Origin of the sequence: Myroides phaeus, assembly GCF_900099675.1 — a bacterium.
Lineage (GTDB): Bacteria > Bacteroidota > Bacteroidia > Flavobacteriales > Flavobacteriaceae > Flavobacterium > Flavobacterium phaeum.
Genome location: NZ_FNDQ01000021.1, coordinates 17,950 through 43,927 on the forward strand (window position 1 = coordinate 17,950; position 25,978 = coordinate 43,927).

24 protein-coding genes and 1 tRNA gene are annotated in these 25,978 nt (G+C 32.4%); 9 read left to right on the forward strand and 16 right to left on the reverse strand.

Annotated features, from left to right (window positions below; all coding sequences use genetic code 11):
• Positions 1–763 precede the first annotated feature (763 nt).
• Genes BLT46_RS10385 through dinB form a run of 3 tightly spaced genes read right to left on the reverse strand, consistent with a single transcriptional unit; the run spans position 764 to position 3,112 of the window.
• Positions 764–1,123, reverse strand: coding sequence for a YraN family protein (locus tag BLT46_RS10385; protein WP_090409946.1), 360 nt, complete (start codon positions 1,121–1,123; stop codon positions 764–766).
• Position 1,124: 1 nt separating this feature from the next.
• On the reverse strand, positions 1,125–2,021 hold the full coding sequence (locus BLT46_RS10390; protein WP_090409948.1) for a S66 peptidase family protein: 897 nt from the start codon (positions 2,019–2,021) through the stop codon (positions 1,125–1,127).
• A 20-nt stretch (positions 2,022–2,041) separates the two neighbouring features.
• Positions 2,042–3,112: a DNA polymerase IV gene (dinB, locus tag BLT46_RS10395; protein WP_090409950.1), complete on the reverse strand. Its 1,071-nt coding sequence runs from the start codon at positions 3,110–3,112 to the stop codon at positions 2,042–2,044.
• Between the two features lie 243 nt (positions 3,113–3,355).
• Here dinB and BLT46_RS10400 point away from each other — a divergent pair, with 243 nt between their 5' ends.
• Positions 3,356–5,218, forward strand: a complete 1,863-nt coding sequence (locus BLT46_RS10400) for a monovalent cation:proton antiporter-2 (CPA2) family protein (protein WP_090409952.1) — start codon at positions 3,356–3,358, stop codon at positions 5,216–5,218.
• Positions 5,219–5,314: 96 nt separating this feature from the next.
• Here the strand turns inward: BLT46_RS10400 and BLT46_RS10405 are convergent, their stop codons facing one another.
• Complete coding sequence (locus BLT46_RS10405) at positions 5,315–7,402, reverse strand: site-specific recombinase (protein ID WP_090409954.1); 2,088 nt, start codon at positions 7,400–7,402, stop codon at positions 5,315–5,317.
• Between the two features lie 98 nt (positions 7,403–7,500).
• Between BLT46_RS10405 and BLT46_RS10410 the strand changes: the two genes are divergently transcribed.
• Positions 7,501–7,971, forward strand: coding sequence for a CYTH domain-containing protein (locus BLT46_RS10410; protein WP_090409956.1), 471 nt, complete (start codon positions 7,501–7,503; stop codon positions 7,969–7,971).
• On the opposite strand, the gene BLT46_RS10415 is transcribed toward BLT46_RS10410, so the two are convergent.
• The 3 genes from BLT46_RS10415 to BLT46_RS10425 form a co-directional block, all read right to left on the reverse strand.
• Entirely contained in the window at positions 7,972–8,373 is a 402-nt protein-coding gene (locus tag BLT46_RS10415) for a septal ring lytic transglycosylase RlpA family protein (RefSeq protein WP_090409958.1), read from the reverse strand.
• Positions 8,366–8,857, reverse strand: a complete 492-nt coding sequence (locus tag BLT46_RS10420) for a septal ring lytic transglycosylase RlpA family protein (RefSeq protein WP_090409960.1) — start codon at positions 8,855–8,857, stop codon at positions 8,366–8,368. Before BLT46_RS10420 ends, BLT46_RS10415 begins: the two co-directional genes overlap by 8 nt.
• A 115-nt stretch (positions 8,858–8,972) precedes the next feature.
• Positions 8,973–9,401, reverse strand: a complete 429-nt coding sequence (locus BLT46_RS10425; protein WP_090409962.1) for a hypothetical protein — start codon at positions 9,399–9,401, stop codon at positions 8,973–8,975.
• 467 nt (positions 9,402–9,868) lie between these two features.
• Here BLT46_RS10425 and BLT46_RS10435 point away from each other — a divergent pair, with 467 nt between their 5' ends.
• Positions 9,869–10,468, forward strand: coding sequence for an ATP-binding cassette domain-containing protein (locus BLT46_RS10435; RefSeq protein ID WP_090409966.1), 600 nt, complete (start codon positions 9,869–9,871; stop codon positions 10,466–10,468).
• A gap of 558 nt (positions 10,469–11,026) precedes the next feature.
• Here the strand turns inward: BLT46_RS10435 and BLT46_RS10440 are convergent.
• From BLT46_RS10440 to BLT46_RS10455, 4 genes are all read right to left on the reverse strand, one after another.
• On the reverse strand, positions 11,027–12,859 hold the full coding sequence (locus BLT46_RS10440) for a M56 family metallopeptidase (RefSeq protein WP_090409968.1): 1,833 nt from the start codon (positions 12,857–12,859) through the stop codon (positions 11,027–11,029).
• A gap of 27 nt (positions 12,860–12,886) precedes the next feature.
• Positions 12,887–13,249, reverse strand: coding sequence for a BlaI/MecI/CopY family transcriptional regulator (locus BLT46_RS10445; protein WP_090409970.1), 363 nt, complete (start codon positions 13,247–13,249; stop codon positions 12,887–12,889).
• Between the two features lie 138 nt (positions 13,250–13,387).
• Positions 13,388–13,840: a thioredoxin family protein gene (locus tag BLT46_RS10450; protein ID WP_090409972.1), complete on the reverse strand. Its 453-nt coding sequence runs from the start codon at positions 13,838–13,840 to the stop codon at positions 13,388–13,390.
• Positions 13,841–13,875: 35 nt separating this feature from the next.
• Positions 13,876–16,128, reverse strand: a complete 2,253-nt coding sequence (locus BLT46_RS10455; RefSeq protein WP_090409974.1) for a TonB-dependent receptor — start codon at positions 16,126–16,128, stop codon at positions 13,876–13,878.
• 104 nt (positions 16,129–16,232) lie between these two features.
• Here BLT46_RS10455 and BLT46_RS10460 point away from each other — a divergent pair, with 104 nt between their 5' ends.
• The 4 genes from BLT46_RS10460 to aspS all read left to right on the forward strand — a co-directional run bounded on the left by BLT46_RS10460 (position 16,233) and on the right by aspS (position 21,232).
• Positions 16,233–16,889, forward strand: a complete 657-nt coding sequence (locus BLT46_RS10460; protein WP_090409976.1) for a metal-dependent transcriptional regulator — start codon at positions 16,233–16,235, stop codon at positions 16,887–16,889.
• A 253-nt stretch (positions 16,890–17,142) separates the two neighbouring features.
• Positions 17,143–18,207, forward strand: a complete 1,065-nt coding sequence (locus tag BLT46_RS10465; RefSeq protein WP_090409978.1) for an NADH:flavin oxidoreductase/NADH oxidase — start codon at positions 17,143–17,145, stop codon at positions 18,205–18,207.
• 36 nt (positions 18,208–18,243) lie between these two features.
• Positions 18,244–19,395 (forward strand): MFS transporter, encoded by a 1,152-nt coding sequence (locus BLT46_RS10470; protein WP_090409979.1) that lies wholly within the window; start codon positions 18,244–18,246, stop codon positions 19,393–19,395.
• Between the two features lie 85 nt (positions 19,396–19,480).
• Entirely contained in the window at positions 19,481–21,232 is a 1,752-nt protein-coding gene (aspS, locus tag BLT46_RS10475) for an aspartate--tRNA ligase (RefSeq protein ID WP_090409980.1), read from the forward strand.
• 45 nt (positions 21,233–21,277) lie between these two features.
• Here the strand turns inward: aspS and pth are convergent, their stop codons facing one another.
• The 3 genes from pth to BLT46_RS10490 form a co-directional block, all read right to left on the reverse strand.
• Positions 21,278–21,844 (reverse strand): aminoacyl-tRNA hydrolase, encoded by a 567-nt coding sequence (gene pth, locus BLT46_RS10480; RefSeq protein ID WP_090409982.1) that lies wholly within the window; start codon positions 21,842–21,844, stop codon positions 21,278–21,280.
• 116 nt (positions 21,845–21,960) lie between these two features.
• Positions 21,961–22,569, reverse strand: a complete 609-nt coding sequence (locus BLT46_RS10485; RefSeq protein WP_090409984.1) for a 50S ribosomal protein L25/general stress protein Ctc — start codon at positions 22,567–22,569, stop codon at positions 21,961–21,963.
• Between the two features lie 28 nt (positions 22,570–22,597).
• A complete protein-coding gene (locus BLT46_RS10490; protein ID WP_090409986.1) occupies positions 22,598–23,539 on the reverse strand; it encodes a ribose-phosphate pyrophosphokinase in 942 nt (313 codons plus the stop codon).
• 160 nt (positions 23,540–23,699) lie between these two features.
• Between BLT46_RS10490 and BLT46_RS10495 the strand changes: the two genes are divergently transcribed.
• Positions 23,700–23,779: transfer RNA gene (locus BLT46_RS10495), tRNA-Leu, on the forward strand.
• Positions 23,780–23,909: 130 nt separating this feature from the next.
• Positions 23,910–24,395 carry a regulatory protein RecX gene (locus BLT46_RS10500; RefSeq protein WP_090409988.1) on the forward strand — a complete coding sequence of 162 codons (486 nt, stop codon included), beginning with the start codon at positions 23,910–23,912 and terminating at the stop codon, positions 24,393–24,395.
• Between the two features lie 828 nt (positions 24,396–25,223).
• Here the strand turns inward: BLT46_RS10500 and BLT46_RS13340 are convergent.
• Together BLT46_RS13340 and BLT46_RS10505 are read right to left on the reverse strand one after the other, a co-directional pair.
• Positions 25,224–25,346 carry a hypothetical protein gene (locus tag BLT46_RS13340; RefSeq protein ID WP_394332445.1) on the reverse strand — a complete coding sequence of 41 codons (123 nt, stop codon included), beginning with the start codon at positions 25,344–25,346 and terminating at the stop codon, positions 25,224–25,226.
• Between the two features lie 37 nt (positions 25,347–25,383).
• On the reverse strand, positions 25,384–25,671 hold the full coding sequence (locus BLT46_RS10505; protein WP_176770747.1) for a hypothetical protein: 288 nt from the start codon (positions 25,669–25,671) through the stop codon (positions 25,384–25,386).
• Positions 25,672–25,978: the final 307 nt, after the last annotated feature.

Below are 25,978 nucleotides of genomic sequence, written 5' to 3' on the forward strand. Positions count from 1 at the left end.
TAAGAATAGCGAACAAATAAGTATTCAATAATAAATCGCCTCCAAAAAAGATAAAAAGACAATTCTGCATTGTTAAACTAATCCTATAAAGTATAATTTATAATAATGATTTACACAATAAAAGTCCATTATTTGCAATAAATAGGATAAAGCACAAATAACTCTTTTCCATAAAAAAGAAAGATTTACATAATAGATTGGATTGTTAGTATGATAAAGAACGTGTCAAAGTGTAGTTTTAAACGGACCATGTTCGACACTTCTCCCACATTAGTACCACACAAGTTCGGAAAATGGCCTTTTTTCCCGAAGATGTGTGGTACTAATGTGGTACTAATGTGGTACTAATGTGAAACAAATACCAAAGAAGACTGTAACGACAATGCTATTATCCTTATATCAGATATTATATAGGCTTTTGAATTACCTAATAGGCTACGTAGGTTACGTAATTTAAAAACACAAAAAAAGTTAGTCTTTAATAAACTAACTCATTGGTTTGATAATGTTCCTAATACTGTTCTAAAACTTTTTAATAACAGTTTGAAGACATTTGAAGTTATTATGAATTTTAATGATAAAAGTACGACCGCCTTTTCTAAACCTTTCCAGGCAAAAGTAAGGCACTTTAGATTGATGTATAGAAAGTGTCGAGATAAGACTTTTTTATTTGTAGATCAACCAAACTTGTTGCTTAATTTCCAACTTTCGTTGTTAATTCTCTTTCTTATATCGAACTCACGTAAATTATATATTGCGACTGCTAAAAAAAGTAAAATGCATCTTCAATATGTTGAATATTATACTTTTCTCCAACCTTGTGAATAGCTATAATATCAAATCGCGCTTCTTCTTCTCGGTCATTTTCTTCTATATAAATATTTGCAGTCCTCACTAACAGACCTATTTTAGTTGCCTTCACAAAATCTTGTGGCAAACCAAACTCTAAAGATGACCTTGTTTTTACCTCAACAAAAACCAAGATATTATCCTTCAATGCTATGATGTCAATTTCACCTTTCTGGGCTACATAATTGACAATTAAAATATCATAACCTCTTTCTTTTAAATAAGCTACGGCAGCTTTTTCTCCTCCTTCTCCAATATCTTGACTCTTTGCCATACTAAACGAATTTTAATTCAACTTTTGACTCTTCTACTGACAACTTTGCTTTTCTTCCCATAGGTAATGCCAAATTCACTTCTCCATGTCCTGCTGGAAAATTAAAAGCAATCGGATAATCTTTGTCTTTTAAAATAGATAATATAATCTGTTTAGCATCATATCCAAAAGGAATTGCATTATCGTGCATATCTGTCATTCCTCCTACAATCAAACCTCTTAAATTATCTAATAGTCCGTTGCGTTTTAAATTGTGCATCATTCGATCTACGTGATACAGATACTCATCCAAATCTTCTATAAACAATATCTTCCCTGCTGTATTCATTGAAGACTTAGATCCTAATAAGCTATAAATAATCGAAAGATTTCCTCCTACTACTTCACCTTCGCCTTCGCCTAATTTATTTTCAACTTCCGGAGCTATTGTATAAACAAGTTCTCTTCCAAATAAGACTTTGTATAATGAATCTCTTGATTCCGGTGTAGATTTTGGAATACTAAAAGCCATCAATCCGTGAATAGTCTCAACTCCTAAGTTATGGATATGACTGTGCAAAACTGTAACATCACTAAAACCTATAATCCACTTTGGATTTTCAATGAATGCCGTAAAGTCAATATCATCAATAATTCTAACTGTACCATATCCTCCTCTGGCACACCAAATCGCTTTTATTGACGGATCTTTTAATTGCTGATTAAAATCTGCTGCTCTCTCTTCATCCGTTCCGCCTAATTGATAGTTATCTAAATCAATTGTTGCTCCTAACACTACTTCTAAACCCCATGATTTTAATAGTTCAATAGCTGATTCTGCTTCTAAGCGACTAAACTTACGTGCTGTACATACAATAGCAACTTTATCTCCTTTTTTTAAACTCTCTGGCTTTTTCATTATTACAATTTCTTTTCTCTTTAAAACTCAAAACTTAACTGCACAGCAATTGGTTTCTTTTTTTCATCTGTATTCAAGTTAGATAGTGATACACCAATTAGTCTAACTGAATTCTTTAGCTTCTCTTGATAGAGTAATTGCTTTGCAATATCTAAAATAATATCGGTATCAGACATATAATAAGCAAAAGTCATACTTCTTGTCTGCTGTGTAAAATCAGAATATTTTATTTTTAAAGTAACCGTCTTCCCTGCCACATTTTGCTTTTTCAAGCGAATACTAAGCTCCTCTACGATCCTTTCTAACTTCCCTTCTATATAAACTTCAGAACTCAAATTCTCTTCAAAAGTCCTCTCTGTTCCAACAGACTTAATCATGCGATTAGACCGCACTGGCGAATTATGAACTCCTCTTACTATGTTGTAATAAATTCCTCCTGCTTTTCCGAAGTGCTCTACCAAAAACTCCTCACTCTTACTTTTTAAATCCTTTCCTGTGAAAATTCCCAAGTGATACATTCTATTGGCTGTTTTCTTACCAATACCGAAAAACTTCTTAATCTCTAAGGCTTCTAAAAAAGCTTCGACCTCATCTGGTTCAATAGTTTTTTGGCCGTTAGGTTTGTTGTAATCACTCGCAATCTTAGCTAAAAACTTATTGACAGATATTCCGGCAGAAGCAGTTAATCCAAGTCGATCATATATCTTCATCCGTATCTCGTTAGCAATTAACGTCGCACTCGGACAACCAATTTTATTTTCTGTAACATCTAAAAAAGCTTCATCTAAAGCTAATGGCTCAACCAAATCAGTGTACTCATAAAAAATACTGCGAATTACTTTAGATACTTCTTTATAACGATCAAATCTTGGTTTCACGAAAATAAGATGCGGACAATTCTTTTTAGCCATAGCGCCACTAATAGCACTTCTAACACCAAACTTTCTGGCTTCATAACTTGCGGCAGCAACCACTCCTCTTTCTTCACTTCCTCCAACAGCAATTGGTTTTCCTCTTAATTCAGGAAAATCAAGTTGTTCTACAGAAGCGTAGAAAGCATCCATATCAACATGTATAATCTTACGATTCATTCATTCAGATAATTATAATTCAAAATTAATAGATTTTTTAACCTCTCACTACTTAAAAAAATTCATTTTTTTAAAATTAAACCGTACTTAACCTATACATTTTTATAAATTTGTATTGACTATGATCAAATTGATTGAGACTATTATAGTTTTACTTATTTTAAATCAAACTTTTATAATATTCTCACTATTAATCTCCTAAGTTAACTTAGGATAATAATTAAAAAAAAGAAGCTATTAACAATGAATGATTTTTTAACACAGGCATTTGTCTTTTTATTTGCCGCGGTTGTATGTGTTCTAATTTCTAAGAAATTAGGAATGGGATCCGTATTAGGATACTTATTTGCAGGAGTACTTATTGGACCATTTGCTCTTGGTTTTGTAGGACAAGATGGTGCTGATATTATGCACGCAACAGAATTTGGTGTAGTAATGATGTTATTCTTAGTTGGACTTGAATTAGACCCTAAGGAATTCTGGAAAATTAGAAATGAAATAATCGGTTTAGGAACAGCACAAGCCGCAGGAACAACAATTATTGTTGCTGCTATTGCTCGTTGGGGACTGGGCTTAAGCATTGGTACAGCAATTACAATGGGATTTGTTATTACTATGTCATCTACGGCGATTATCTTACAAACTATTTCTGAAAGAGGTTTAAACAAGTCAAATGCAGGTAAATCAAGTTTTGCCGTATTACTATTCCAAGATATAATGGTAATTCCAGTAATGGCAATTATCCCATTATTAGCTGTCTCTACTAAAGAGCCTATTGCAACGGCTGCAGGTGGTAGTTGGCTTGATGGAGCGCCTGTTTTCATGAAAACACTTGCTATCTTAGGAGCAATCTCTACTATTTTCCTTGTCGGAAATTATATTGTCAATCCTTTATTCCGATCTGTAGGTCGCCTACAAATTCGTGAAATATATACCGCATCTGCTTTATTGCTTGTTATTGGGGTGTCTCTATTGATGCAACAGGTGGGGCTAAGCCCGGCATTAGGTGCATTTATCGCTGGTGTTGTATTAGCTAACAACCCTTATAAACACCAGTTAGAAAGTGATATTGAACCATTTAAAGCTCTTTTACTTGGTATCTTCTTTATCGCCGTTGGTTCTACAATTAACTTTGATATTATTGTAAACCAACCCCTAATTATCCTTAGCTTATTAGTTGGCTCAATGGCTATCAAAGCAATTGTTTTATTAGCAATTAGTAAATGGAAGAAATTCCCTAAAGATCAGTCTTTCCTTTTCGCTATTTTATTATCACAAGTGGGAGAGTTTGCTTTCGTGATCTTAGCTTTAGGTAAAACAATTAACTTGATTAATCAACAATGGTATGATTACTTATTGGCTACTACAGCCTTGTCAATGGTAGTTACACCAATCTTATTGTTATTAAATGAGAAGTGGATTTCTCCTTATTTAGGATTAACTCCTTCTGCTACTGAACAACAAGAATACGACGATTTATCACATATTAGTGCAGAAAAGAAAATCGTTATTGCTGGTTTTGGAGACTTCGGAAATACTATTGGACGTTTATTGCAAGCGAATGATATTCCTACATTAGTATTAGACAATGACTCAGAACGTGTAAATCACCTTCGAAAGTTAGGGTTTAACGTATATTATGGAGATGCAACATCTATTAATATCCTAAAGTCAATTGGAGTTGACCAAGCCGATTATGTAATTGCTGCAATGGATCCACCAGAAGTAAATCAACATTTAGTTGCAATACTTCGTAAAAACTTCCCTAATGTAGAAGTTATTGTTCGTGCTAAAAACCGTAAAAATGCTTATGAATATCTTCAAGATGGTTTAACTGAGGTTTATAGAGAAACTTTCTTTACTGCTGTTTATGTTGGAGCAACTATGTTAGAAAAAGTTGGGCTAAGCCATGAAGAAGCAAGAACACAAAGCGAATTATTCATTAAGAGTGACAGAGCTTCTCTACGAAAATTAGCGAAGAATATTCACAACTTAGAGGATTATATCAATGTCTCAAGAATGGAATTTGCAGAACAATCAAGTATGCTTAAAGACAGTTTAAAGCACAAAAGAAATCCAAGTACTGATGAATTCAGACAAGAGTAAATTTACTTCTATGTCTAACATAATAACTACTTCTCTGAAGTATCAACAAAAAAAGGATGCGATATCGCATCCTTTTTTTGTTGATACTCATTATTATTAATGATGAGTTTCTTCCTTTTTATCTTTTGAATCATTCTTCCCATTTAAGTTATTTGGGTTCTCAACCACACCACCTGCCGTTGGTAAGAAGAACTCCATTGGGAAGTTTTTAAAGTGTCTCCAAGTTGCTTTTGTAAGCTCTTTTGTTTCTCTAAATGGAATATTACGCGAGCGGAAAGCTAAAAATAATGATAATCCAAAACTTACCATAAAGTTCATAAATCCAATTAGCCACATTCCGATAAACGCCATTACTAACATATCCACTGGTGCATCAAATCCAGACCCATAAAGTCCTAATGCAATATTACCACTGACAAAGGTAATATGTCGAATATCAATTCCTAAGCCAATAAAAGCACCTATCGTACCACAAGTACCCATAAATACCCCAAACCAAATATTAGAAACCAAGCCTGGCCATTTTGTATCTACCCAATTTGCTAAACTCGTTGTTCTCTTGATACCTAAGTTTCGTTTTAATAAAGGATGTTCTTGAATACGGTATAACACCTTATTGTGTTTATTCTTATTCGATACATTCCCTGAAATAATTCCAGATAAGAATAAGAAGATACCTGCAATACCAGCGTGAAATAATGCTCTTGATTTAATTGGATCTGCATCTACTAACATCTTTTCCCAATCATGAGCAGTTATATTAACATCAAAAACAGTATCTATACTCCAAATCAATAATAAAGCTACAGGGAACGCTAATATCACGTTTCCAATAAAAGCAATAAACTGAGATCTGAACAATCTTGCAAACAACTTAGCAAAGCCAATGTGCTTTTCGACATTATCAATATGTTGTTTACGTCCGTCTTCAATTGCCTTAATAATTGTAGCCGCAGTCATCGCTGGTTGCTTCGTTGCTAAAGTAAATCCAAGCAAATAGATTAAACAGAAACCTACCGCATAGTTTAAACTGTACAACATAGCCTCTCCAAATGCGCTCACATCAGCATGGTGTGCAAAGACTTTAAAAATACATAAGAACCCAACAACGATACCCGCCCCCATTGATCCTTTAAACATATTCCAATACTCCTTACCACTATTAGTAATATAGTGCTCTCCTGTCTTGGCAGTATGTTGTGTAATCTCATAAGATATTAACTGTGTACTTTCTTTTATTAATCCAGAAACATTGTACTTATAACAGTTATACTCAATTAACTTTAAAGCTAAATTAATCGAGTTCTTTTGTTTTAGTTCTGCTGTATCTTCTTTAATTACCAATAATGATATCAATACACTTACACGTGATAACTGTTGGCGTAAACGAAGTAAACTTTGGTTTACCTTTATAGAGATACCATACTTCGAACTATTTTTAAACGCCTGATTAACAAACTCCTGACATTGCTTCTGTAGGATTACAATTTGCTTATAATTAATATCACTGTCATATAAGAATTTTATATCTCCATTTTGAATACTCTGTAAAATAATAGAGAACTCTTGTTCCAAAGCTCTAAAAGGGCTTTCTAAATGAGAATATTCAGGAACCATATTAATGATATTACTCTCCATTGCTCTACCACTCATACGTTGAGTAATAATATCAATTGAACACAATAATTCATTTAAAACAGAGCCCTCCTTGTTATCATTGAATAAATCAGTAAAATTCAACTCTTGAAACAATTCTAATAACTGTGTCTGTGGAATCAAACTAACCCATTCAGCATCCGTATGTTTATAAAATGCCTGATTTAGCACATATTCATACGTATCCTTCTCTGGTTGATAAGGTAATACCTTAGCCCATAACCTCTTTTTAACCTCTCTAAAAAACTCAGAATCTTGTAAAATCCCCGCATCAGAAACCATTCGACTAAAATGACGATTTGACAATAATTCTTTTAAATATTTAGATAGGGCAATTCTCTCTACCTCGTGCGTTTTTAAATATGCTAATAAAGCATCAATAGAAACACGTTTTACTTTCTTTACATTATTAGGTCTAAAAATATGCACTAAATCAACTATAAAAAGTAAATCATCCGTAGCATATACCTTCCCGTCAATAACATATTTATTAAACAATTCTTCAACCCCTTGAGGAGATTGTAACATATGTCTTAATTTCATTTGTAAAAAATTTCAGCTTTTATAATAGTTAGTGAAATAAATTCGCTTATTTTGGTATAAAAATACATTTTATTCTTATAATCATGGTCGAAATAGAAAGAAAATTTTTAGTAAACTCTTGGAATTTCATCAATGAATCTCATAATTCTAACAAAATAACCCAAGGTTACTTGAATTCTTCTGCTGAACGCACAGTTAGAATTAGGCTAAAAAATAAAGACGCATTTATTACAGTTAAAGGTAAGAGTAATTCCTCTGGTACAACACGTTTTGAATGGGAAAAAAAAATAGACTATAATGAAGCCTCACAATTGCTCGAATTATGTGAGGATTTCGTAATTTCTAAAACTCGATACCTCGTTAAAAATGGCCAACACGAATTTGAGATCGACGTTTTTCATGGGGAAAATGAAGGCTTAATTATAGCAGAAATAGAGCTTAAAGATGAAAATGAAGCTTTTGCTAAACCCGATTGGTTAGGGGAAGAGGTTACCGGTCAAATTGAGTACTACAACTCTTACATTGCCAAAAAACCTTATAAATTGTGGAAATAACTATTTAACCACTTTAATATCAACTTTTAATAATCCAGCTTTTTTGCTATCTGAGATTTTCATAAAAGCTTTTTTAGATAAATCAATTTCACGCCCTTTGACAAAAGGGCCTCTGTCATTGATTTTAACTTTAACAGATTTATTATTTTTTCTGTTAGTAACTTTGACAAGAGTATTAAAAGGTAAAGTCTTATGTGCGGCTGTCATCCTCGAATTGTGGAATTTTTCCCCACTTGCGGTACGCTTTCCATTAAACTTTTTGTGGTAATAACTTGCAACAACATCTGTTTTATATTCCTTTTTACCAGGCTGTGAAACTCTTTTTGTACTTGAGCAACTTACCCAAAAAGACACAAAAAAGAATAGGAATAAATAACTTATTACTCTTTTAATCTTATTCATTTTCTGCTACAATCTTTTCAATCTTCACATCAAGTACTCCTCTTGCATGATTATCTGTCAAATCGTGAAAAGCTTTTTTAGATATATCAATTCCTCTTCCCTTTACAAAAGGTCCTCTATCGGTAATTGTCAAAATCACAAAGCGTTTATTTTTTAGGTTAGTTACCTTAACCTTAGTACCAAACGGCAGTGTTTTGTGGGCTGCAGTGTACTTGCTATTATCAAATACTTGTCCGCTTGCCGTTTTTCTACCCGTAAATTTATCGTGGTAATAGGATGCTTGAGTATCGTCAGAAACTAACTCTACTTCTTCAACTTCTTCTTCACTATCAACTATAGAATCACTAATATTAGGCAAACTATCGGTTAATACAACTGGTGTCCCTTTTGCTTTTACTGTCCCCTTAATCACATTACTCGTTCCTCCAAAACTTGAAAGGAGTACAATTACTAATACTGATAATATATATTGATATGTTTTCATGATATTTCTATTATAGCTGACATTGTTTTGCAAGAAGCATACCACAAAAAAAAGGAGTCCATTGTGGACTCCTTTTTTTATATCTTTTTATTTTATTCGAATTATGCGAAATTTCTTATAACCAAGCACTCCACGGAATTCTCGATAAGATCAAGATTAATCCTAATGCATAGAAAATAGCAAACTTCTTAAATTTAGCATTGCTGTCTGTCGCTTTCTTGTGTTTTGACCATCCAATTGTAATCAATACAATTGCAATAATGTTGATCAATGGGTGCTCTAAAGCGTATAATCTTAACATTGAATCTTTCATTGCTACACCAAAACTTTGTACCATTGGTGAAACGAAATATAAAATCAATCCTAAAAGTAATTGAATATGTGTGAAGATTAACCCGAATAAACCTAATTTACGGTCTTTCTCTGTAAACTCTTTTTTCCCTGCTAATCCAGCAAAAGCATTGATAACTACGATCAACAAGAAGATTAACGCTAAATATGCTACTCCTGAGTGTGCTTGTTTAATAATTGTACTGAAATCCATATTGATGTTATTAGTTTAAAGGCAAATATACTTAAAACTCTTAAATAGACACTCCTAAAGAATATTTTTACAACTAATTCAAGGGATTCTCATTTAAATATTTAGCAGTGGAAATATTTTACTATCTTCATAATCATATATTTCATTACTAAATTGCTTCAGCAATCAAACTTTTTTGTAACTACTACTAATAATAATGAAAAAACTCCTATTACTTTTAAGGCAATCTGCACTTCCTATTATAGCTATAAGTATCATCTTAAGTTTTACAATGGATATAAGTCTAACTGTTTTTGTGCCCTTGATTGCAATAGGTATATACCTCGTATATTTCTTTAGTTTTAAAAAAGAAGAGCTCTTCTTTTGGAGAAACAATAAGGCAAACTTCTTCTTTGTAGGTTTTTTGCTTTACGGTTTAGCATTGCTAATTATTGGAATAATTCGTTTTTTAATCAAGATACTATAATATGAGCCACCAATTTCAATTGGATAGTTTAATCCATCAAATAGACAATCGCACATTACTGCACGGTGTATGTTTATCGGCAAAAACAACTGATATTATTGGAATTGTTGGAAGCAATGGTACCGGAAAATCTACCTTACTCAATATTTTATTTGGGGCAATTAAAGCAACACAAATATTTATTCGAGTTGATAATCAAGTTATTTTAAACAGGCATAAACTAAATAAGTATTTTTCTTACAAACCGCAATTTCTTATGTTCCCTCCTAACTTAAAGGTGAAGGACTTATTTACTTTGGAACAACTAACAAGTACGCCTTTCTTAAATTACTTAGATTTAAAGATCAAAGAATTATCTACAGGGGAACAACAATTCTTACAGACACTATACGTGCTCAACCTACCACAACCATTTTGTTTGTTAGACGAACCTTTTGCGGCTATTTCGCCCATTATGCAAGAACAACTAATGGCTATCATACAAGATAAATCTCAAGACAAGTGTATTATCTTAGTAGATCATTATCACGATTTATTAGCAAAAATTTGTACGAAACAATTTCAATTAACACAAGGAAACCTACTTCAAATCACACATTAAGGTCTATAAATTCACACAATAAACCCGCTATTTAAATTAAACCGTTTAATTTAAATTAACGTATTTTATACTTTAAATGTACATCCGATCCCTTTTGGTTGCTTGTATAAACTATAGTAGACTTACATAAATAAGTCCACCTCCTTATACCTTTATTAGAATATAATTGAATTAGAATGACCAAATATCGGTAGTAATAAACAAAAAGTACAGTCCATTTAACAATAATTAGACTATCAATAAAGAGGTATAATGCTAATACGGATTAGCATTATACCCAATACATTATCTATTATTTCAAAACTGCTACTTCTTCCAAGAATAAAGAGAATTTCAAGGCTCTCTTTACGCTTTTTTATGGTTTAATTCTGAGTGTTCCCATAAAAATTCTGTCAAACATGTGGTTGTATTAAAGTATGATTCACAAAACATTATACGAGCATCTACAACCAACTCTACACAAGAAAAGGAAAAAGAAGTAAGACATCCCCTAAATATGGCATAAAAAAAGTGTTTTTGGAAAACCAAAAACACTTGTTAACTAATTAAATCTAATATCTATTTTTTTAAGACAATCTCAATAACTCCTTTTGCGCCCAAGTCACCGTATTTACCAATAGCTTTTTCACCTTTTAACACTGACACAGACTCAATTCTATCACTATTAATTTCATTCATTTCCTCTTTGTTGGTTTTTACACCGTCAACAAGTATAATCCCTTCAAAATCACTTTTTGACTGCTTTGAAGCAACAACAGTAAACTTAGATAATTCTCCATCTTTTTTCATCTCACTTAAAGATTTATTCGTTGAAACCTCGAGAACTTTCTTATCCGACGGTGTTCCAAACTTAGCAGTAGCATCTTCTTTTTTATAAAAACTAATTGCTTTTATATCAGTTGGATTAAGATTTAAAGCATAAAACTCATCTTTTGTATATGTTTTACCTTCGTGAAAAAATATTGTATTATCAAGTTCTTGCTCTTGTAATTTTCCTTTCTTGCCTTTAACATTCTTTAATCGATCTTCATTTTCAGCTCTCCTTTTTGCACTGTCTTTTTCAAGTCTTTCATTTCGAGCTTTTATTTCAGCAGAAACTTCTTTTTTTCTCTGCTCAATTTGAGCTCTTCTCTCCTCTACTAATGTGCTTAATTTTTCGTTTTCTTTTGCTTGCCTTTCATTAATTTCTTCTCTTTTTCTCTCTTCTATTATTTTTTTATTTTCGGCAATTCTCCCTTTCTTCATTTCTGATAGTTCAGTATGACGAACTTCTAAATCACGACGAATTCTTTCTGCCTCATCTTTAACTTGGTCTGCCTTTAACTTTATAGTTTCTACTTCTTCAATAGTACCATTTTTTTCTTCTTGCTTAGACTGTAATTGTCCTTCTGTATTATTAACTGATTTAGTCGCATTATATCTCTTCTCTTCTATATCATAAGATTTCAATAATTCTTCATTTTTTGATTCTTCAAAAGTAGATTCTAAAATGTCAATAGAAGATTTTTCTAAGACTTTCGCTTTTACACTAAATTGGAAAAAGAAAAAGAAACCAGCAACTACTGGTGTAATCATCACAAATTTTAATTTTTTCATAATTGTAGATTTTTGAGTATTTAACATTAATACACGTTTTTTTAAATCAGAAGTTGAAAAAGAGTTAACCATTGTCATAGGTTGAATTTTATTATACTCAAACTGAACTAAGGTCATCTGATAGTCATAAATATCAACTCGCTTACTCACTTCTTGATCTACGATGTATTCTAAATTTAGGTTTATAGCTTTTTGTAGTAATATTAAAAGAGGGTTAAACCAAAAAATTGTTTTAACTAATTCAATTAATAGAATATCTATACTATGCTTTTGCTTCACGTGAATATATTCATGTTCTAACACAACATCCAAGCGATCTATTGCTTCATAATTTCTTGGTAATACCACCCATTTCCAGAAAGAATAAGCCTCATTCGTTTTATCATCTACTAAAACATTATTACCCAATGAACTACGATTCAACTTTCGAATATGAGCACACAACCTATAACTTTTAGTTATGAACCAAGCTAAAAAAACAGCAGTAATTACAAGATAAACTGTAAACAATTGTTTTTCAACTGTAAATTGACTCCAAAAACTGATTGGCTCTGTAATTAACTCTTCATTTTCTATAAAATCTGTAAGATTAGATAAGTCTACTGTTTGTTGTTCTACATAAACTGTCTTTGTAACAGTTATAAGAGGTAATAAAAAACTGCTAATAATTCCGATCAAAAAATACTGTCTATTACTTTTTACAAAAGTTTCCTTTCTTAAAACGGCAATGTAAAACAAGTACACAATCGACAAAAGCATATTTACCTTTACTATATATAATAAAGTAGGTGTCATAAGCGCTGTTTTTGGGGTTGAGATAAATTATTTTTTGTTTTTTTCTATGATAGTCATAATCTCATCTAATTCTTCTTTACTTAACTTCTTGTCTTTAACAAAGAAATTGACAAGGTTACTAAATGAATTATCAAAAAACTTCTCCATTGTCTCTTCCATAAACATCTTGCGATAATCTTCCATTTTTACAATTGGATAATATTCATGCGACTTCCCATAAGCCTTAAAACCAACAACGCCTTTATCAACTAATATTCTGATAAATGTTGACATTGTATTATAATGTGGTTTAGGTTCTGGTACATGTTCTAAAATATCATTCACAAATCCTTTTTCAATCTTCCAAAGAATTCTCATTATCTCTTCTTCTTTATTTGTTAGCTTTTCCATATTTATAATTTTACAACTCAAACGTATAACTAATAATTTAGTTTTCAAACTATTTTTTTAGTTATATATTTAAGAGTTTAAAAAAAGCCCTGTAACATATATAATTACAAGGCTTTTCGGAGTATAGTAACAGAAAAATTAGTTCGCTAAATGCAGAATACTTAACAACTGCTTTGGTTTTAAGTATGAAAAATATTGATATATAATCTCTAAATTTGAATTGAGGATAACCAATCCGGGAAAGCTATTTTGTTTTCCCAAGGCTAAAGCTAATTCATGTTCACCTGCTTTCAATCCTCTCTTTTTAAACTTAAATAAGTGATCTTTAAACTTTATATCTTCTTTTGTTTCAGCATTAAAAGATATATAATAGAAATCCTTATTTAATTCTTTAACAACTTCACTGTCTTTAAATGTTTTCTTTTCCATTAAAGCACAGTAACTACACCAATCTGTATGTAAAAACACAACAACAGGTTTTGGAGCTTCTTCCATCAGTGTTTCTAATTCAGAAAAAGTAATTTCCTTGGGTTGTGCTATACAAACAAACCCAAGAAAAAAACCTAACATAGAAAAAAAGAAATTTTTCATTTAAATTTTATATTATTAACTGACGTTAAAATTTTTTAAAAAATATTGTAACGTACACCAATAAATCCGCGAATACCTTGTAACGGTGTATAGCTATAATCATTGGGTTCAAAAATAACATCTGTACGTCCCGGAGGCGGTGTTACACCATTTCCAGGTTCCCCAAATGGGTCCCACCAACGAGCGATAGTATCTTCTTTAGGAAGGGTATTAAATAAATTTTTAACCCCACCATAAATCTCAAATCCATTAGCAAATTTCTTAGTTACTTGTACATTAGCTAACATCGTCCAAGGAGAATATTCTGGTCTATAATCATCTTCCACTCTTGGTAAACGCATCGGACCTTTCCAATCCCCAGTTAAATCTGCACTAAATCCACTTCCAAAATTATAACTTGCAATAATATTTCCTGACCATTTAGGTGCGTGGTAAAGTTGGTTGTGTTCTCCATCTTCTTTTCTAAACACATCCATATAGGTAGCGCCTGCCATCAACTTCAATGGAAAGTCAAATGTTACATCAACATTTAATGATACCCCTTGTGATATGGCGTGTCCATCTAAGTTTCCATAGATAATTTTAGTTTGATCTGTATCTGTATCTGCGTCAATTTTATTTGTAAAATAGGTATAGAAACCATTGATATCAAAATTGAAGACCCCAAAATCAGTTGGCACTTTAACTGTATAATTCAAGTTGGCATTGTATGATTTTTCTGGATCTAACTTTTCAGCAAATACAACTTGTCGTGCCCCTGTTAAAGCTCTATGATCTTCTGTAAATACATTTACAACTCGGAAACCTGTACCAAAACTTGCACGTAATGTGTGATTTGAATTTGGTGTAAACTTATACCCAATACGTGGTGAATGAATACCGTAGTGATCCTTATCGTAATCAAAACGATAACCTAATAACAACTTATTTTGTTTGTTTAAAGTCCATTCATCTTGAATAAATACTCCTGGAATTGGTCTATTATCAGGTTCATTTTTCACTAAACCATTCTCGTCATAAATTCCTGTAGCACGAGTATTGTCATCGTAATAAGTGTATTTAAAAGACGCTCCTAATAATAAACTATGGTTTCCTATATTCTTATCCCAATAAGCTTGCGCAAAAGCTACTTGTTGTTTTGCATCATAAGATTCTGGACCATACATAGAATTTTGTTGATGATAGATATACGAGAATTGAGTATAAATATTCTCAGTTGTTGGTAATTGATACATACCAATTGCCTCAAAACGATTAGTGAAAATACTTTCTGCATAAACCTCTTCTCCTCCTCTATGTTTTTTACGTTGCCAATTAGTTTCTCCTCCCCAACGATCTTCATAAACATAACGCAATGCTAAACTTGCCACTTTGTCATCTGGTCTTTTTAAAGAGAATTTGTTGAACAACGATACACGATCTTGTAAAGTTACATCCGTAAATCCATCGTTATTTTTATCTTTTCGTTCTCCGTATTTGAAATAATTACCTCCAAATAAACCTTTTACATTTTTCCCTAATTTATAACTTGCTCCTAAGTCTAAATTATTTTCTAACCAAGTAGACGTAAATGCATTAACACTTAATTTTGCAGCATGCTCTGGATCCTTTGTGATAACATTTATAATTCCCCCCATTGCCTCTGTACCATACAGAGAAGATGCTGGTCCTTTTACCACCTCTACTCTTTCAATCAAATTAGTAGGAATCCCAAATAACCCGTAAACAGTTGAAAGTGATGATACAATTGGCATTCCGTCAATTAAAATCATCGTATAGGCTCCTTCCATACCATTAATATGAATATCACCCGTGTTACAAACATTACAATTTAATTGTGGTTGAACACCATTAATCATTTGTACAGCATCAAATAAACTCGATGTTGGATTTTTTTCAAAAAAAGCTGGTGTGTAAATTTCCACAGGAACAACTGCATCCGATTTTAAAACTGGCTTTAATGTTCCAGAAATCACAATTTCATCTAAGCTTGAATCTTCTTCTAAAGAAAAATTAACAGTGACTACTTCACCTTCTTTAACAGAAACTTTTTTTGTTGATTTCTTAAATCCTACAAACTCAGCTTTTACTGTGTAAGTACCTTCTTTAAGCTTTTCAAAAATATATTCTCCCTTTTCTCCAGAGTTTTCACCCTTATTTGTTCCTTCTAAAACAACGGTAGCAAAAGACAGAGGCCTTCCTCCTGAAGATACTTTCCCCTTTATTGTTTGTGCTTGAGTGGGTAACACACAAACAAGAGACAACAAAAAACTATTTATTATACGCATAAAAATATATTTATATAACCCTATTATTAAAATTTAGACAAAGCTAAAAATATATTTGTAATTAAAAAAAATGTAACTTTGTATTTATTAAAAAAAATAATTCAATGCTTACCTATTCAGAAGAGAACTATTTAAAAACCATATTTCACCTGTCTTTAGGACAGAATCAGGGTATTTCAACAAATGCAATCGCTGCAAGAATTGAGACTAAAGCCTCGTCTGTAACTGATATGATAAAAAAACTTAATGAGAAAAAACTGATTAAGTATCAAAAATATCAAGGAGTAACGCTTACCCCTGAAGGATTAATGGCAGCAAAAATGATTGTGAGAAAACATCGTTTATGGGAAGTATTTTTAGTTGAAAAATTAGCTTTTAGCTGGGATGAAGTACACGATGTAGCTGAAGAGTTAGAGCATATCAAGTCTGAAAAGCTAATTAATAAACTGGATGCATACTTAGGTTATCCTACAGAAGATCCACACGGAGATCCAATTCCGAATGCAAAAGGGGAGATTAAGCAAATTGAGAAACAACTTCTTTCTGAGGTTAAACCAAACATCAAAGTTGTTTGTGTTGGCGTAAAAGATTCTTCTTCTGAATTTTTACAATATTTGGATAAACAAAAAATTTCATTGGGAAGTGAAATTGAAATTTTAGAGATTGAACCATTTGACCAATCTTATGTCATCAAAATTCATAATCACGATATTACGATTACCAAGAAAATTGCAAGTAATTTATACGTGACATCAAAATAATAAAAAGAAGGGCTTATAACATTGTTTAGAGCCCTTCTTCTTTTTTATAATTTTTCTAACGACTGTTCTATAACTTTTACTTGAAGGCTAAAGTCTGTAGTTAAACATTCCTTTTTCAGTGTTCACACCAAAAAAAGACACCTAAATCACTAATTATTATCCTGTTAATAATTTTATTTTTCACAAAAAAGACAAAAGACCTTCTATTCCAATTTGCATTTAATAATTTTGCACCTCCAAAAAACATAATAAGATGAGAAAGCTATTTACTCCTTTAATACTGAAAAATCACACTTTAAAAAATAGAGTTGTGGTTTCGCCGATGTGTCAATACTCTGCTGAAAATGGTTATGCTACAGATTGGCATCTAGTACATCTTGGACAATATGCCATCGGACAAGTTGCAGCAATTATTCAAGAAGCAACAGCTGTAGTTCCTGAAGGTAGAATTACCTATGCTGATTTAGGAATTTGGGATGATACACATATTGAAAAATTGAAACAGATTACCGCTTTTATTAAACAACAAAATTGTGTACCAGGAATTCAGCTAGCACACGCTGGAAGAAAAGCAAGTTGTGAAAAACCTTGGATTAACAGAAACCAGATTGCTCCTTCTCAAATAAATGGTTGGCAAACGGTATCAAGTAGTGATATACCTTTTAATGTAGAAGATGTTAAGCCTAAAGCCTTGTCAAAAAAACAAATAATAAATACAATCGAGGCATTTAAACAAGCAACACGCAGAGCAATTGAAGCAGGCTATGAGATTATTGAACTTCATGGAGCACATGGTTACTTAATTCATCAATTCTTCTCTCCGTTAATAAACAATAGAACAGATGAATATGGTGGCAGTTTTGAAAATAGAATTCGTTTTGTAACTGAACTTGTTACTGCAATTAAACCTCTTTTAACAACACAGTCATTGTGGATTAGAATATCTGCTACAGATTGGGCTGAAGGAGGATGGAATGTTGAAGAAAGTGTAAAGTTGGCAAAAATTCTACAAGAGATGGGAGTTGAAGTAATTGATGTTAGTTCAGGTGGAGCTGTTCGTCATCAAAAAATAACTTCAGGACCAAACTATCAAGTGCCTTTTGCAGAAATCATAAAAAAACAATCAAGCCTTATTACAGGAACGGTTGGTTTAATAAAAACAGGAATACAAGCCGAAGATATTCTTGAAAAAGAAAAAGCTGATTTTATTCTGTTAGGACGTGAATTTTTAAGAGATCCGCATTTTGTAATGAATGCTGCAGTAGAACTAAATGAAGATATTGCTTGGGTTCCTCAATATGAACGTGGAAAAGAATAATAGAAATAACAAATATTTAAAACTCAAATAACAAAAATGAACAAAAGTTTAATTGCCTTAGCAATCGGAGGTCTTGCGATTGGAATGACTGAATTTTCAATGATGGGACTTCTGTCAAATTTAGCGGACGACTTAGCAATTAGTATTCCAAAGGCAGGGAATTTTATTTCTATATATGCTATTGGCGTTGTCGTTGGTGCTCCTCTATTGGTAATGTCTTCAAATAAATATGCTCCTCATAAAGTGCTTATGGCATTAATGTTAATGTTCTCATTATTTCATACATTATTTGTCTTATCTCCAAACTATACAACTTTATTAATTACAAGATTTATGTCTGGGCTACCTCACGGAGCATTCTTTGGAGTAGGATCTGTAGTAGCGACACGCCTTGCTAAGCCCGGGAAAGAAGCACAAGCTGTGGCAATTATGTTTGCAGGATTAACCACCGCAAATTTAGCTGGAGTACCAATTACAACGTACATTGGACAAGAGTATTCTTGGCGAGTTTCTTATGGTATTATTGCAACATTAGGAATAATATCTACTATAGCTATTTCATTGTGGGTTCCAAAGTTAGAAGCCGATACAACGACCAATACAAAAAAGCAATTAGCCTTTTTTAAAACACCTATTGCTTGGGTTTTAGTAGCTTTAATTTCAATAGGAACAGGTGGTCTTTTTGCGTGGATTAGTTATATCAAACCAATGATGATGAATATTCCGATGATACCGGAATCAAATATTCCTTTTATTATGACGCTTGTAGGACTTGGAATGTTCTTAGGAAATTTTGTTGGTGGAAAAATTGCGGATACTTTTTCTCCATCAAAAGCAGTCATTTTCTCATTCTTATCAATGGCTATTTGTTTAATAATTGTATATTATACTGTTCATATTCAATGGATGGCTTATGTGATGTCTTTGGTTACAGGATTAGTAGCTTTTACAATTGGTTCTCCTTTACAAATGATGTTAATCAAAAGTGCCAAAGGCTCAGAAATGCTTGCTGCATCAGCAGGTCAGGCATCATTTAATATTGGAAATGCACTAGGAGCTTCTTTAGGAGGATTGCCTATTAGCTATGGATTAGGATATAATTCTCCCGAATGGGTTGGAGCAGGACTAGCTTGCTGTGGAGCAATTTTGGCTTACACTTTTGTTCAGATGCAAAAGAAAGTAGCGTAAACAACCACAAATCTCCAATATAATATTGTTGGTTTTCATACTTCATTCGCAATAAGTTTATAAATTTGTAGAAATATTTTTAACAATGTATAGAACGCATAATTGCGGAGCCTTAAGAGCTTCGGATATAAATACAGAAGTTACCTTATCAGGATGGGTAAGCAAGCATCGCGACAAAGGTTTTATGATTTGGGTTGACTTACGTGACCGTTACGGAATCACACAGTTAATTTTCGATGCTGACAGAACTGAAAAAGCAGTTTTTGAAGCAGCTAAAAATCTTGGCCGTGAGTTTGTTGTTCAAGTAACAGGAAAAGTTATTGAACGAGCTTCTAAAAACCCAAATATTCCAACAGGAGATATTGAAATTTTAGTTGAGTCGTTAACAGTACTTAATGAATCAAGTGTTCCTCCTTTCACAATTGAAGATGAAACTGATGGTGGGGAAGATATTCGTATGAAATACCGTTACTTGGATATTCGTAGAAATCCAGTTAAAAACAATTTACTTTTCAGACATAAAGTAGCGCAAGAAGTTAGAAATTATCTTTCAGCTCAAGACTTTTGTGAGGTAGAAACTCCTTACTTAATTAGCTCTACTCCAGAAGGAGCACGTGATTTCGTGGTACCTTCTCGTATGAATCCAGGTGAGTTTTATGCATTACCTCAGTCTCCACAAACTTTCAAACAATTGTTGATGGTAGGTGGTATGGATAGATATTTCCAAATTGTGAAATGTTTCCGTGATGAGGATTTACGTGCTGATAGACAACCTGAGTTTACACAAATTGACTGTGAAATGGCTTTTGTTGAACAAGAGGATGTAATGGATACTTTTGAAGGTTTAACTAAACACTTATTGAAGTCTGTTCACGGTATTGAAGTAGATAAATTCCCTCGTATGACGTTCGAAGAAGCAATGCGTAAGTATGGTAATGATAAACCAGACATTCGTTTTGGTATGGAATTCGGAGAATTAAACGAAGTGGCACAACATAAAGATTTCGGTGTGTTTAATAGCGCTGAATTAGTAGTAGGTATTGCTGTTCCAGGAGCAGCAACGTATACACGTAAAGAAATTGATGCACTTATCGAATGGGTAAAACGCCCTCAAGTTGGTGCTTCAGGAATGGTTTACTGTAAATGTGAAGCTAATGGTACTTTCAAATCTTCTGTAGATAAATTCTATGACCAAGAAGACTTGAAAAAATGGGCTGAAGCAACAGGTGCTAAAGAAGGTGACTTAATTTTAGTGCTTTCTGGACCTGCAAACAAAACAAGAGCACAATTAAGTGCTTTACGTATGGAGTTAGGTAACCGTATGGGATTGAGAAAACCTAATGAATTTGCTCCATTATGGGTTATTGACTTCCCTCTTTTTGAGTGGGATGAAGAATCTGAACGTTACTTTGCTATGCACCACCCATTCACTTCTCCTAAAAAAGAAGACTTTGCATTGTTAGATACTGACCCAGGAAAAGTACGTGCAAATGCTTATGATATGGTTCTTAATGGTAACGAAATCGGAGGAGGTTCTATCCGTATTCACGATAAAGCTACTCAAGAAATGATGTTTAAACATTTAGGATTTACCAAAGAAGAAGCTGAGAAACAATTTGGTTTCTTAATGAATGCTTTCCAGTACGGAGCACCACCACACGGAGGTCTTGCTTTTGGATTAGACCGTTTAGTTTCTATCTTAGGTGGACAAGAAACAATTCGTGATTTCATCGCATTCCCTAAAAACAATTCAGGACGTGATGTTATGATTGATGCACCAGCAACAATTACACCAGAGCAATTAAAAGAACTTCACATTTCTGTGAATCAAGAATAACAAAAAACGGGAGCTAATAGCTCCCGTTTTTATTTCACCTTACAACTACTTACCATTATAAGTATTCATTGAATTATTTAATCCTGCTAAAGCAAACTCTTGAATGGCTTTTGAAGCTGTTTTTAGCCTTTCTGGTAGCGCTTCTTTTTCCTCATCACTCCAAGTACCTAAAACATAATCCACTTGCTGTCCTTTCTTAAATTCATCACTAATCCCAAATCTAAAACGTGGATAGTTACTCGAATTTAAAATACCTTGGATACTTTTTAATCCATTATGTCCTCCATCTGATCCTTTAGCTTTAATACGGATTGTACCAAAACTAAGATTCAAATCATCTGTTACAACCATAACATTTTCTACAGGTATCTTTTCTTTCTCCATCCAATATTGCAAAGCCTTACCGCTTAAGTTCATATAAGTATTTGGCTTTAATAACAAAAGTGTTCTTCCTTTTATTTTAACCTCTGATAAAGAACCAAATTTTACTGTCTGCCAATCACCACCTAACTCATTAGCAATCTCATCAACAACTTTAAAACCTATATTATGACGTGTATGAATATATTCTACACCAATATTTCCTAATCCTACAATTAAAAACTTTTTCATTATGTAAATAACAAATTTTAAATTCTAATACAAAAGTAAACTAATACCAAACTATGAACAAAAAAAAGCGCTTGTGAAAATCACAAGCGCTTTTAAAAACATATCTCTTGGAAAAATTATTTTTTCTTTGGAGTAGCTTTTGCTGCTTTCGCTGCTTCTTGAGCTGCTTTCATAGCTGCACGAGAAATTCTTACTTGACAAACAACAGTATTGTCTGTATGTAATAATTTGTAGTTATCAACTACAACATCAGTAACATATAATTTGTTACCCATGTCTAAGTTAGAGATGTTTACTTCAACGAAATCAGGTAAGTTAGCTGGTAAAGCTTTAACTTTTAATTTACGTAAGTTTAAGTTTAATACACCTCCAGCCATAACACCTTTAGATTTACCAGTAACTTTTACAGGAACTTCTAAAGTGATTTCTTTATCGTCATGTAATTGGTAAAAATCGATGTGCATGATACTGTCAGAAACTGGGTGGAATTGGATATCTTGTAAGATAGCATTGTATTTCTTTCCATTTTCTAACTCAATTACTACAGTGTGTACGTTTGGAGTGTAAACCAAGTTTTTGAATGCTTTTTCCTCTGCAGCAAAGTGTACTGCTGGTTCTGTTCCTCCGTATAACACGCAAGGTACCAATCCAGCATTACGTAAGGCTTTAGTTGATACTTTACCTACGCTTTCTCTTTCTGATCCTTTAATCGTAATTGATTTCATTTAAATATATTTAAAAATTAATAAATTCCTATACTACAAATGTTTTACTAATAGATTCATTAGAGTGAACATTATGCATAACTTCTCCAAATAATGGAGCACAGCTTAATACTTTAATCTTGTCACAAGGTTTTTTCAATGGAATTGAATCTGTAACAATCAACTCTTGAATAGCTGATTCCTCTATTTTTTCATAAGCACTTCCTGAAAGGATAGCATGTGTACAAATAGCTCGTACACTTAATGCTCCTCTTTCCATCATCATATCAGCAGCTTTGGCAAGAGTACCACCAGTATCAATCATATCATCAACTAAGATAACATTTCTACCTGTTACATCTCCAATAAGCTCCATTTTGTCAATAATGTTAGCTTGCTTTCTTTGTTTATAGCAGATTACTACATCAGATGATAAAAATTTAGAATATGCATAAGCTCTTTTTGACCCTCCCATATCTGGTGATGCAATTGTTAGATTCTCTAAATTAAGGCTTTTCACATAAGGTAAAAAGATTGTTGATGCGTATAAATGATCTACTGGTCTTTCAAAGAAACCTTGAATTTGATCAGCATGTAAATCCATTGTCATAATACGTGTAGCACCAGCAGATTCTAATAATTTAGCAACTAATTTAGCTCCAATTGGAACACGTGGTTTATCCTTTCTGTCTTGTCTTGCCCATCCAAAATAAGGTATTACCGCAGTAATGTGTCTTGCTGAAGCACGTTTGGCAGCATCACACATTAACAATAATTCCATTAAATTATCTGATGAAGGAAATGTAGAACATACTAAGAAAACTCTTCTACCTCTAATTGATTCTTCAAAAGAAGGTTGAAACTCTCCATCACTATAATGAGATAAAGTTACTTTTCCCAATTCTACTCCGTATGCTTTTGCAATCTTCTCTGCGAGTTCAACACTCTGAGCACATGCAAAAATTTTTGCGTCTGGTTCGAAATATGACATTACTTTTAATTAGTTGTTATGTTGTTAGTTAGAGCTTAACTATGAATATTAAGCGATGCAAATTTATAAAATATATATTGACAAAACGATTTTTTTTATTTTTTTTCTTTGTAGCTAACTTTTTTTTTCTACATTTGCACTCACAAACAATAAGTCATCAGCCCGGATGGCGGAATTGGTAGACGCGCACGACTCAAACTCGTGTTCTTCGGAGTGTGGGTTCGATTCCCACTCCGGGCACAGCAAAAAACGCAACACCCTTATAAATTCAGAGTGTTGCGTTTTTTTTATTACCAAATTTACATAGTTTTTGTATACTTCAGCTAATATAAAGTACCTTTAACTTTCTTTACTTACAAAACCATTTTACATGGATTCATCTAAACCTACATATATTTCTTTCGAAGATGCAAAAAGAAAACTTGAAGCTTTTTGTGCCTACCAAGATCGTTGTCATTCAGAAGTAATAAACAAATTATACAATCTTAAAATAAGCTCAAATATACATGATGATATAATTGTACATTTAATTGAAACAAACTTCTTGAACGAAGAGCGCTTTGCTTGTAGTTTTGCACGAGGAAAACATAGAATAAGTAGTTGGGGAAGGTCTCGTATAATTATGGAGCTTAAAATACGCAAAATAACACCTTTTCTAATAAAAAAAGCCTTACAAGAAATCTCAGAAGAGTTATATTTAGAAACATTAAGCAGAATTAGCTACCAACGTTGGAATTCAATCAATGAATCAAATTTATCGAAGAAAAAACAAAAACTACAAGCTTATCTATATCGCAAAGGATATGAAATAGACTACATTTATGATAGTATCAAAAAATTAGAAAATGATATATGATTTATTGTAAAAAATCTTTGCATACCTCTCTTTATCAATTGTATAACTAATACTTAAAAATTTAACTTCATTCTAAACATCTCTCAATTCAAATTCTGATACAACAAGTACACTCTAAAACCCCCAGAATTCATTCTCAAATTCATTCTCAAATTCATTCTCAAATTCATTCTCAAATTCATTCTCATCATTTAAGCACTATCTAACAACTGAATCTCCTAATGAAATCCGGACAATTAGTTAAGCAGCTTTATTAATATTTATATTTGATTAAATTCGTTGATTGTCTAGTAAATTAAGTAGAAGTCTCGACGTTTTTTATTATACCACATTTCTAAATATTCAAAGACTTTAGATTCCATTTGTTTTGTATTAAGCTGTAAATTCCCTTAAACCATCTGCACTTTTAACGATTTAAAGAAGCATTCTGCTAACAATTTTCTTTCCAACTCATGTTACTAATAACATTAAAGTACTCTAAATAGTTTGTAAATTTGTAGTTTACATATTGTATCCTTAGTCAGAATTGAAAAATAGTCCTTCTTCAAAAACTCTGCTCTTTTAGCCATTTTAAAGTCAGCTAAGATGGATTTTCTGTAGACATATCATTTATTCAAACTCCATCCAATAACCTTTCTATCATATAAATCTATTCACTGTAGTTAGGTAAATACCCCCTTCTTTAACAGTGATATAAGTAATGTCAGACACCCAAGCTTTACCTAATCCAGTTTGTGTAAATTGTTTATATAAAATATTGTCAACCACTAAATAATTGTGTTTAGAGTCTGTGGTTATTCTATATCATCGAGCTACTTTACTATGTAATCATAACTCTTTCATGTACTTAGTAACAGTAGTTTTTAATATTTTATATCCTCGCCCATTGAGTTCTATTGTAAGACGAGGGTTACCATAACGCTGTTTAAACTCTATATAAGCTTGTGTAATAACACGTTTTAAATTTGTTTTGGCTTGTTTTCTTTTATTAAGAGAAGACTGTTTCCAATGATAATAACCACTTCTTACCTCTAAACTTTACACATAATCCAACCAGATATTCTTGTTTATAATCAAATATGAACGCGTAAATCATTTGCCAGTCTTTGAGAAAATACCGTTTGTTTTTTTTAAATATTTCATGTTCTAATTCAACAGCTACTAACTTCTTTTCTAACTCTTTTATCCTTTCTTGTTCTGAAGTCAGCTTTTGTTTGCCATTACCTGGAAAACTAGCATAGCCTAACTCTTGGGCTTCTTTACACCATTTATACAATAATGTAGGTCTGATTCCAAGTTCACGAGCTAATTCTGATTTATTTATTCTTTCTTAAGCCTATTCAACGGCTTACAGCTTAATTACAGCATTGCAGGCCTTTCTAATTCTATTCATAAGTTAAAGATATGTTTTTTTGCTTAACTCTTTGTCCAGACTAAGTTAGCAAGTCCAAACAATAAAAAAAGGAGCTATCTTAAATAAGATAACTCCTTCAGTTTAGAGCAAAAAAAATCCCCAACCTCATAGAGATTGGGGATTCAAAAGAAAGGCGGCGTCATACTCTCCCACTGCTTAGCAGTACCAT

Coding starts and splice junctions, on each gene's coding strand:
- BLT46_RS10445 (WP_090409970.1), bottom strand. CDS start 13,249: ATGGAAAAGCTAACAAATAAAGAAGAAGAGATAATGAGAATTCTTTGG.
- BLT46_RS10490 (WP_090409986.1), bottom strand. CDS start 23,539: ATGTCATATTTCGAACCAGACGCAAAAATTTTTGCATGTGCTCAGAGT.
- dinB (WP_090409950.1), bottom strand. CDS start 3,112: ATGAATCGTAAGATTATACATGTTGATATGGATGCTTTCTACGCTTCT.
- BLT46_RS10465 (WP_090409978.1), top strand. CDS start 17,143: ATGAGAAAGCTATTTACTCCTTTAATACTGAAAAATCACACTTTAAAA.
- BLT46_RS10400 (WP_090409952.1), top strand. CDS start 3,356: ATGAATGATTTTTTAACACAGGCATTTGTCTTTTTATTTGCCGCGGTT.
- BLT46_RS10390 (WP_090409948.1), bottom strand. CDS start 2,021: ATGAAAAAGCCAGAGAGTTTAAAAAAAGGAGATAAAGTTGCTATTGTA.
- pth (WP_090409982.1), bottom strand. CDS start 21,844: ATGAAAAAGTTTTTAATTGTAGGATTAGGAAATATTGGTGTAGAATAT.
- BLT46_RS10405 (WP_090409954.1), bottom strand. CDS start 7,402: ATGTTACAATCTCCTCAAGGGGTTGAAGAATTGTTTAATAAATATGTT.
- BLT46_RS10460 (WP_090409976.1), top strand. CDS start 16,233: ATGCTTACCTATTCAGAAGAGAACTATTTAAAAACCATATTTCACCTG.
- BLT46_RS10500 (WP_090409988.1), top strand. CDS start 23,910: ATGGATTCATCTAAACCTACATATATTTCTTTCGAAGATGCAAAAAGA.
- BLT46_RS10450 (WP_090409972.1), bottom strand. CDS start 13,840: ATGAAAAATTTCTTTTTTTCTATGTTAGGTTTTTTTCTTGGGTTTGTT.
- aspS (WP_090409980.1), top strand. CDS start 19,481: ATGTATAGAACGCATAATTGCGGAGCCTTAAGAGCTTCGGATATAAAT.
- BLT46_RS10485 (WP_090409984.1), bottom strand. CDS start 22,569: ATGAAATCAATTACGATTAAAGGATCAGAAAGAGAAAGCGTAGGTAAA.
- BLT46_RS10455 (WP_090409974.1), bottom strand. CDS start 16,128: ATGCGTATAATAAATAGTTTTTTGTTGTCTCTTGTTTGTGTGTTACCC.
- BLT46_RS10425 (WP_090409962.1), bottom strand. CDS start 9,401: ATGGATTTCAGTACAATTATTAAACAAGCACACTCAGGAGTAGCATAT.
- BLT46_RS10470 (WP_090409979.1), top strand. CDS start 18,244: ATGAACAAAAGTTTAATTGCCTTAGCAATCGGAGGTCTTGCGATTGGA.
- BLT46_RS10410 (WP_090409956.1), top strand. CDS start 7,501: ATGGTCGAAATAGAAAGAAAATTTTTAGTAAACTCTTGGAATTTCATC.
- BLT46_RS10415 (WP_090409958.1), bottom strand. CDS start 8,373: ATGAATAAGATTAAAAGAGTAATAAGTTATTTATTCCTATTCTTTTTT.
- BLT46_RS10435 (WP_090409966.1), top strand. CDS start 9,869: ATGAGCCACCAATTTCAATTGGATAGTTTAATCCATCAAATAGACAAT.
- BLT46_RS10420 (WP_090409960.1), bottom strand. CDS start 8,857: ATGAAAACATATCAATATATATTATCAGTATTAGTAATTGTACTCCTT.
- BLT46_RS10440 (WP_090409968.1), bottom strand. CDS start 12,859: ATGACACCTACTTTATTATATATAGTAAAGGTAAATATGCTTTTGTCG.
- BLT46_RS10385 (WP_090409946.1), bottom strand. CDS start 1,123: ATGGCAAAGAGTCAAGATATTGGAGAAGGAGGAGAAAAAGCTGCCGTA.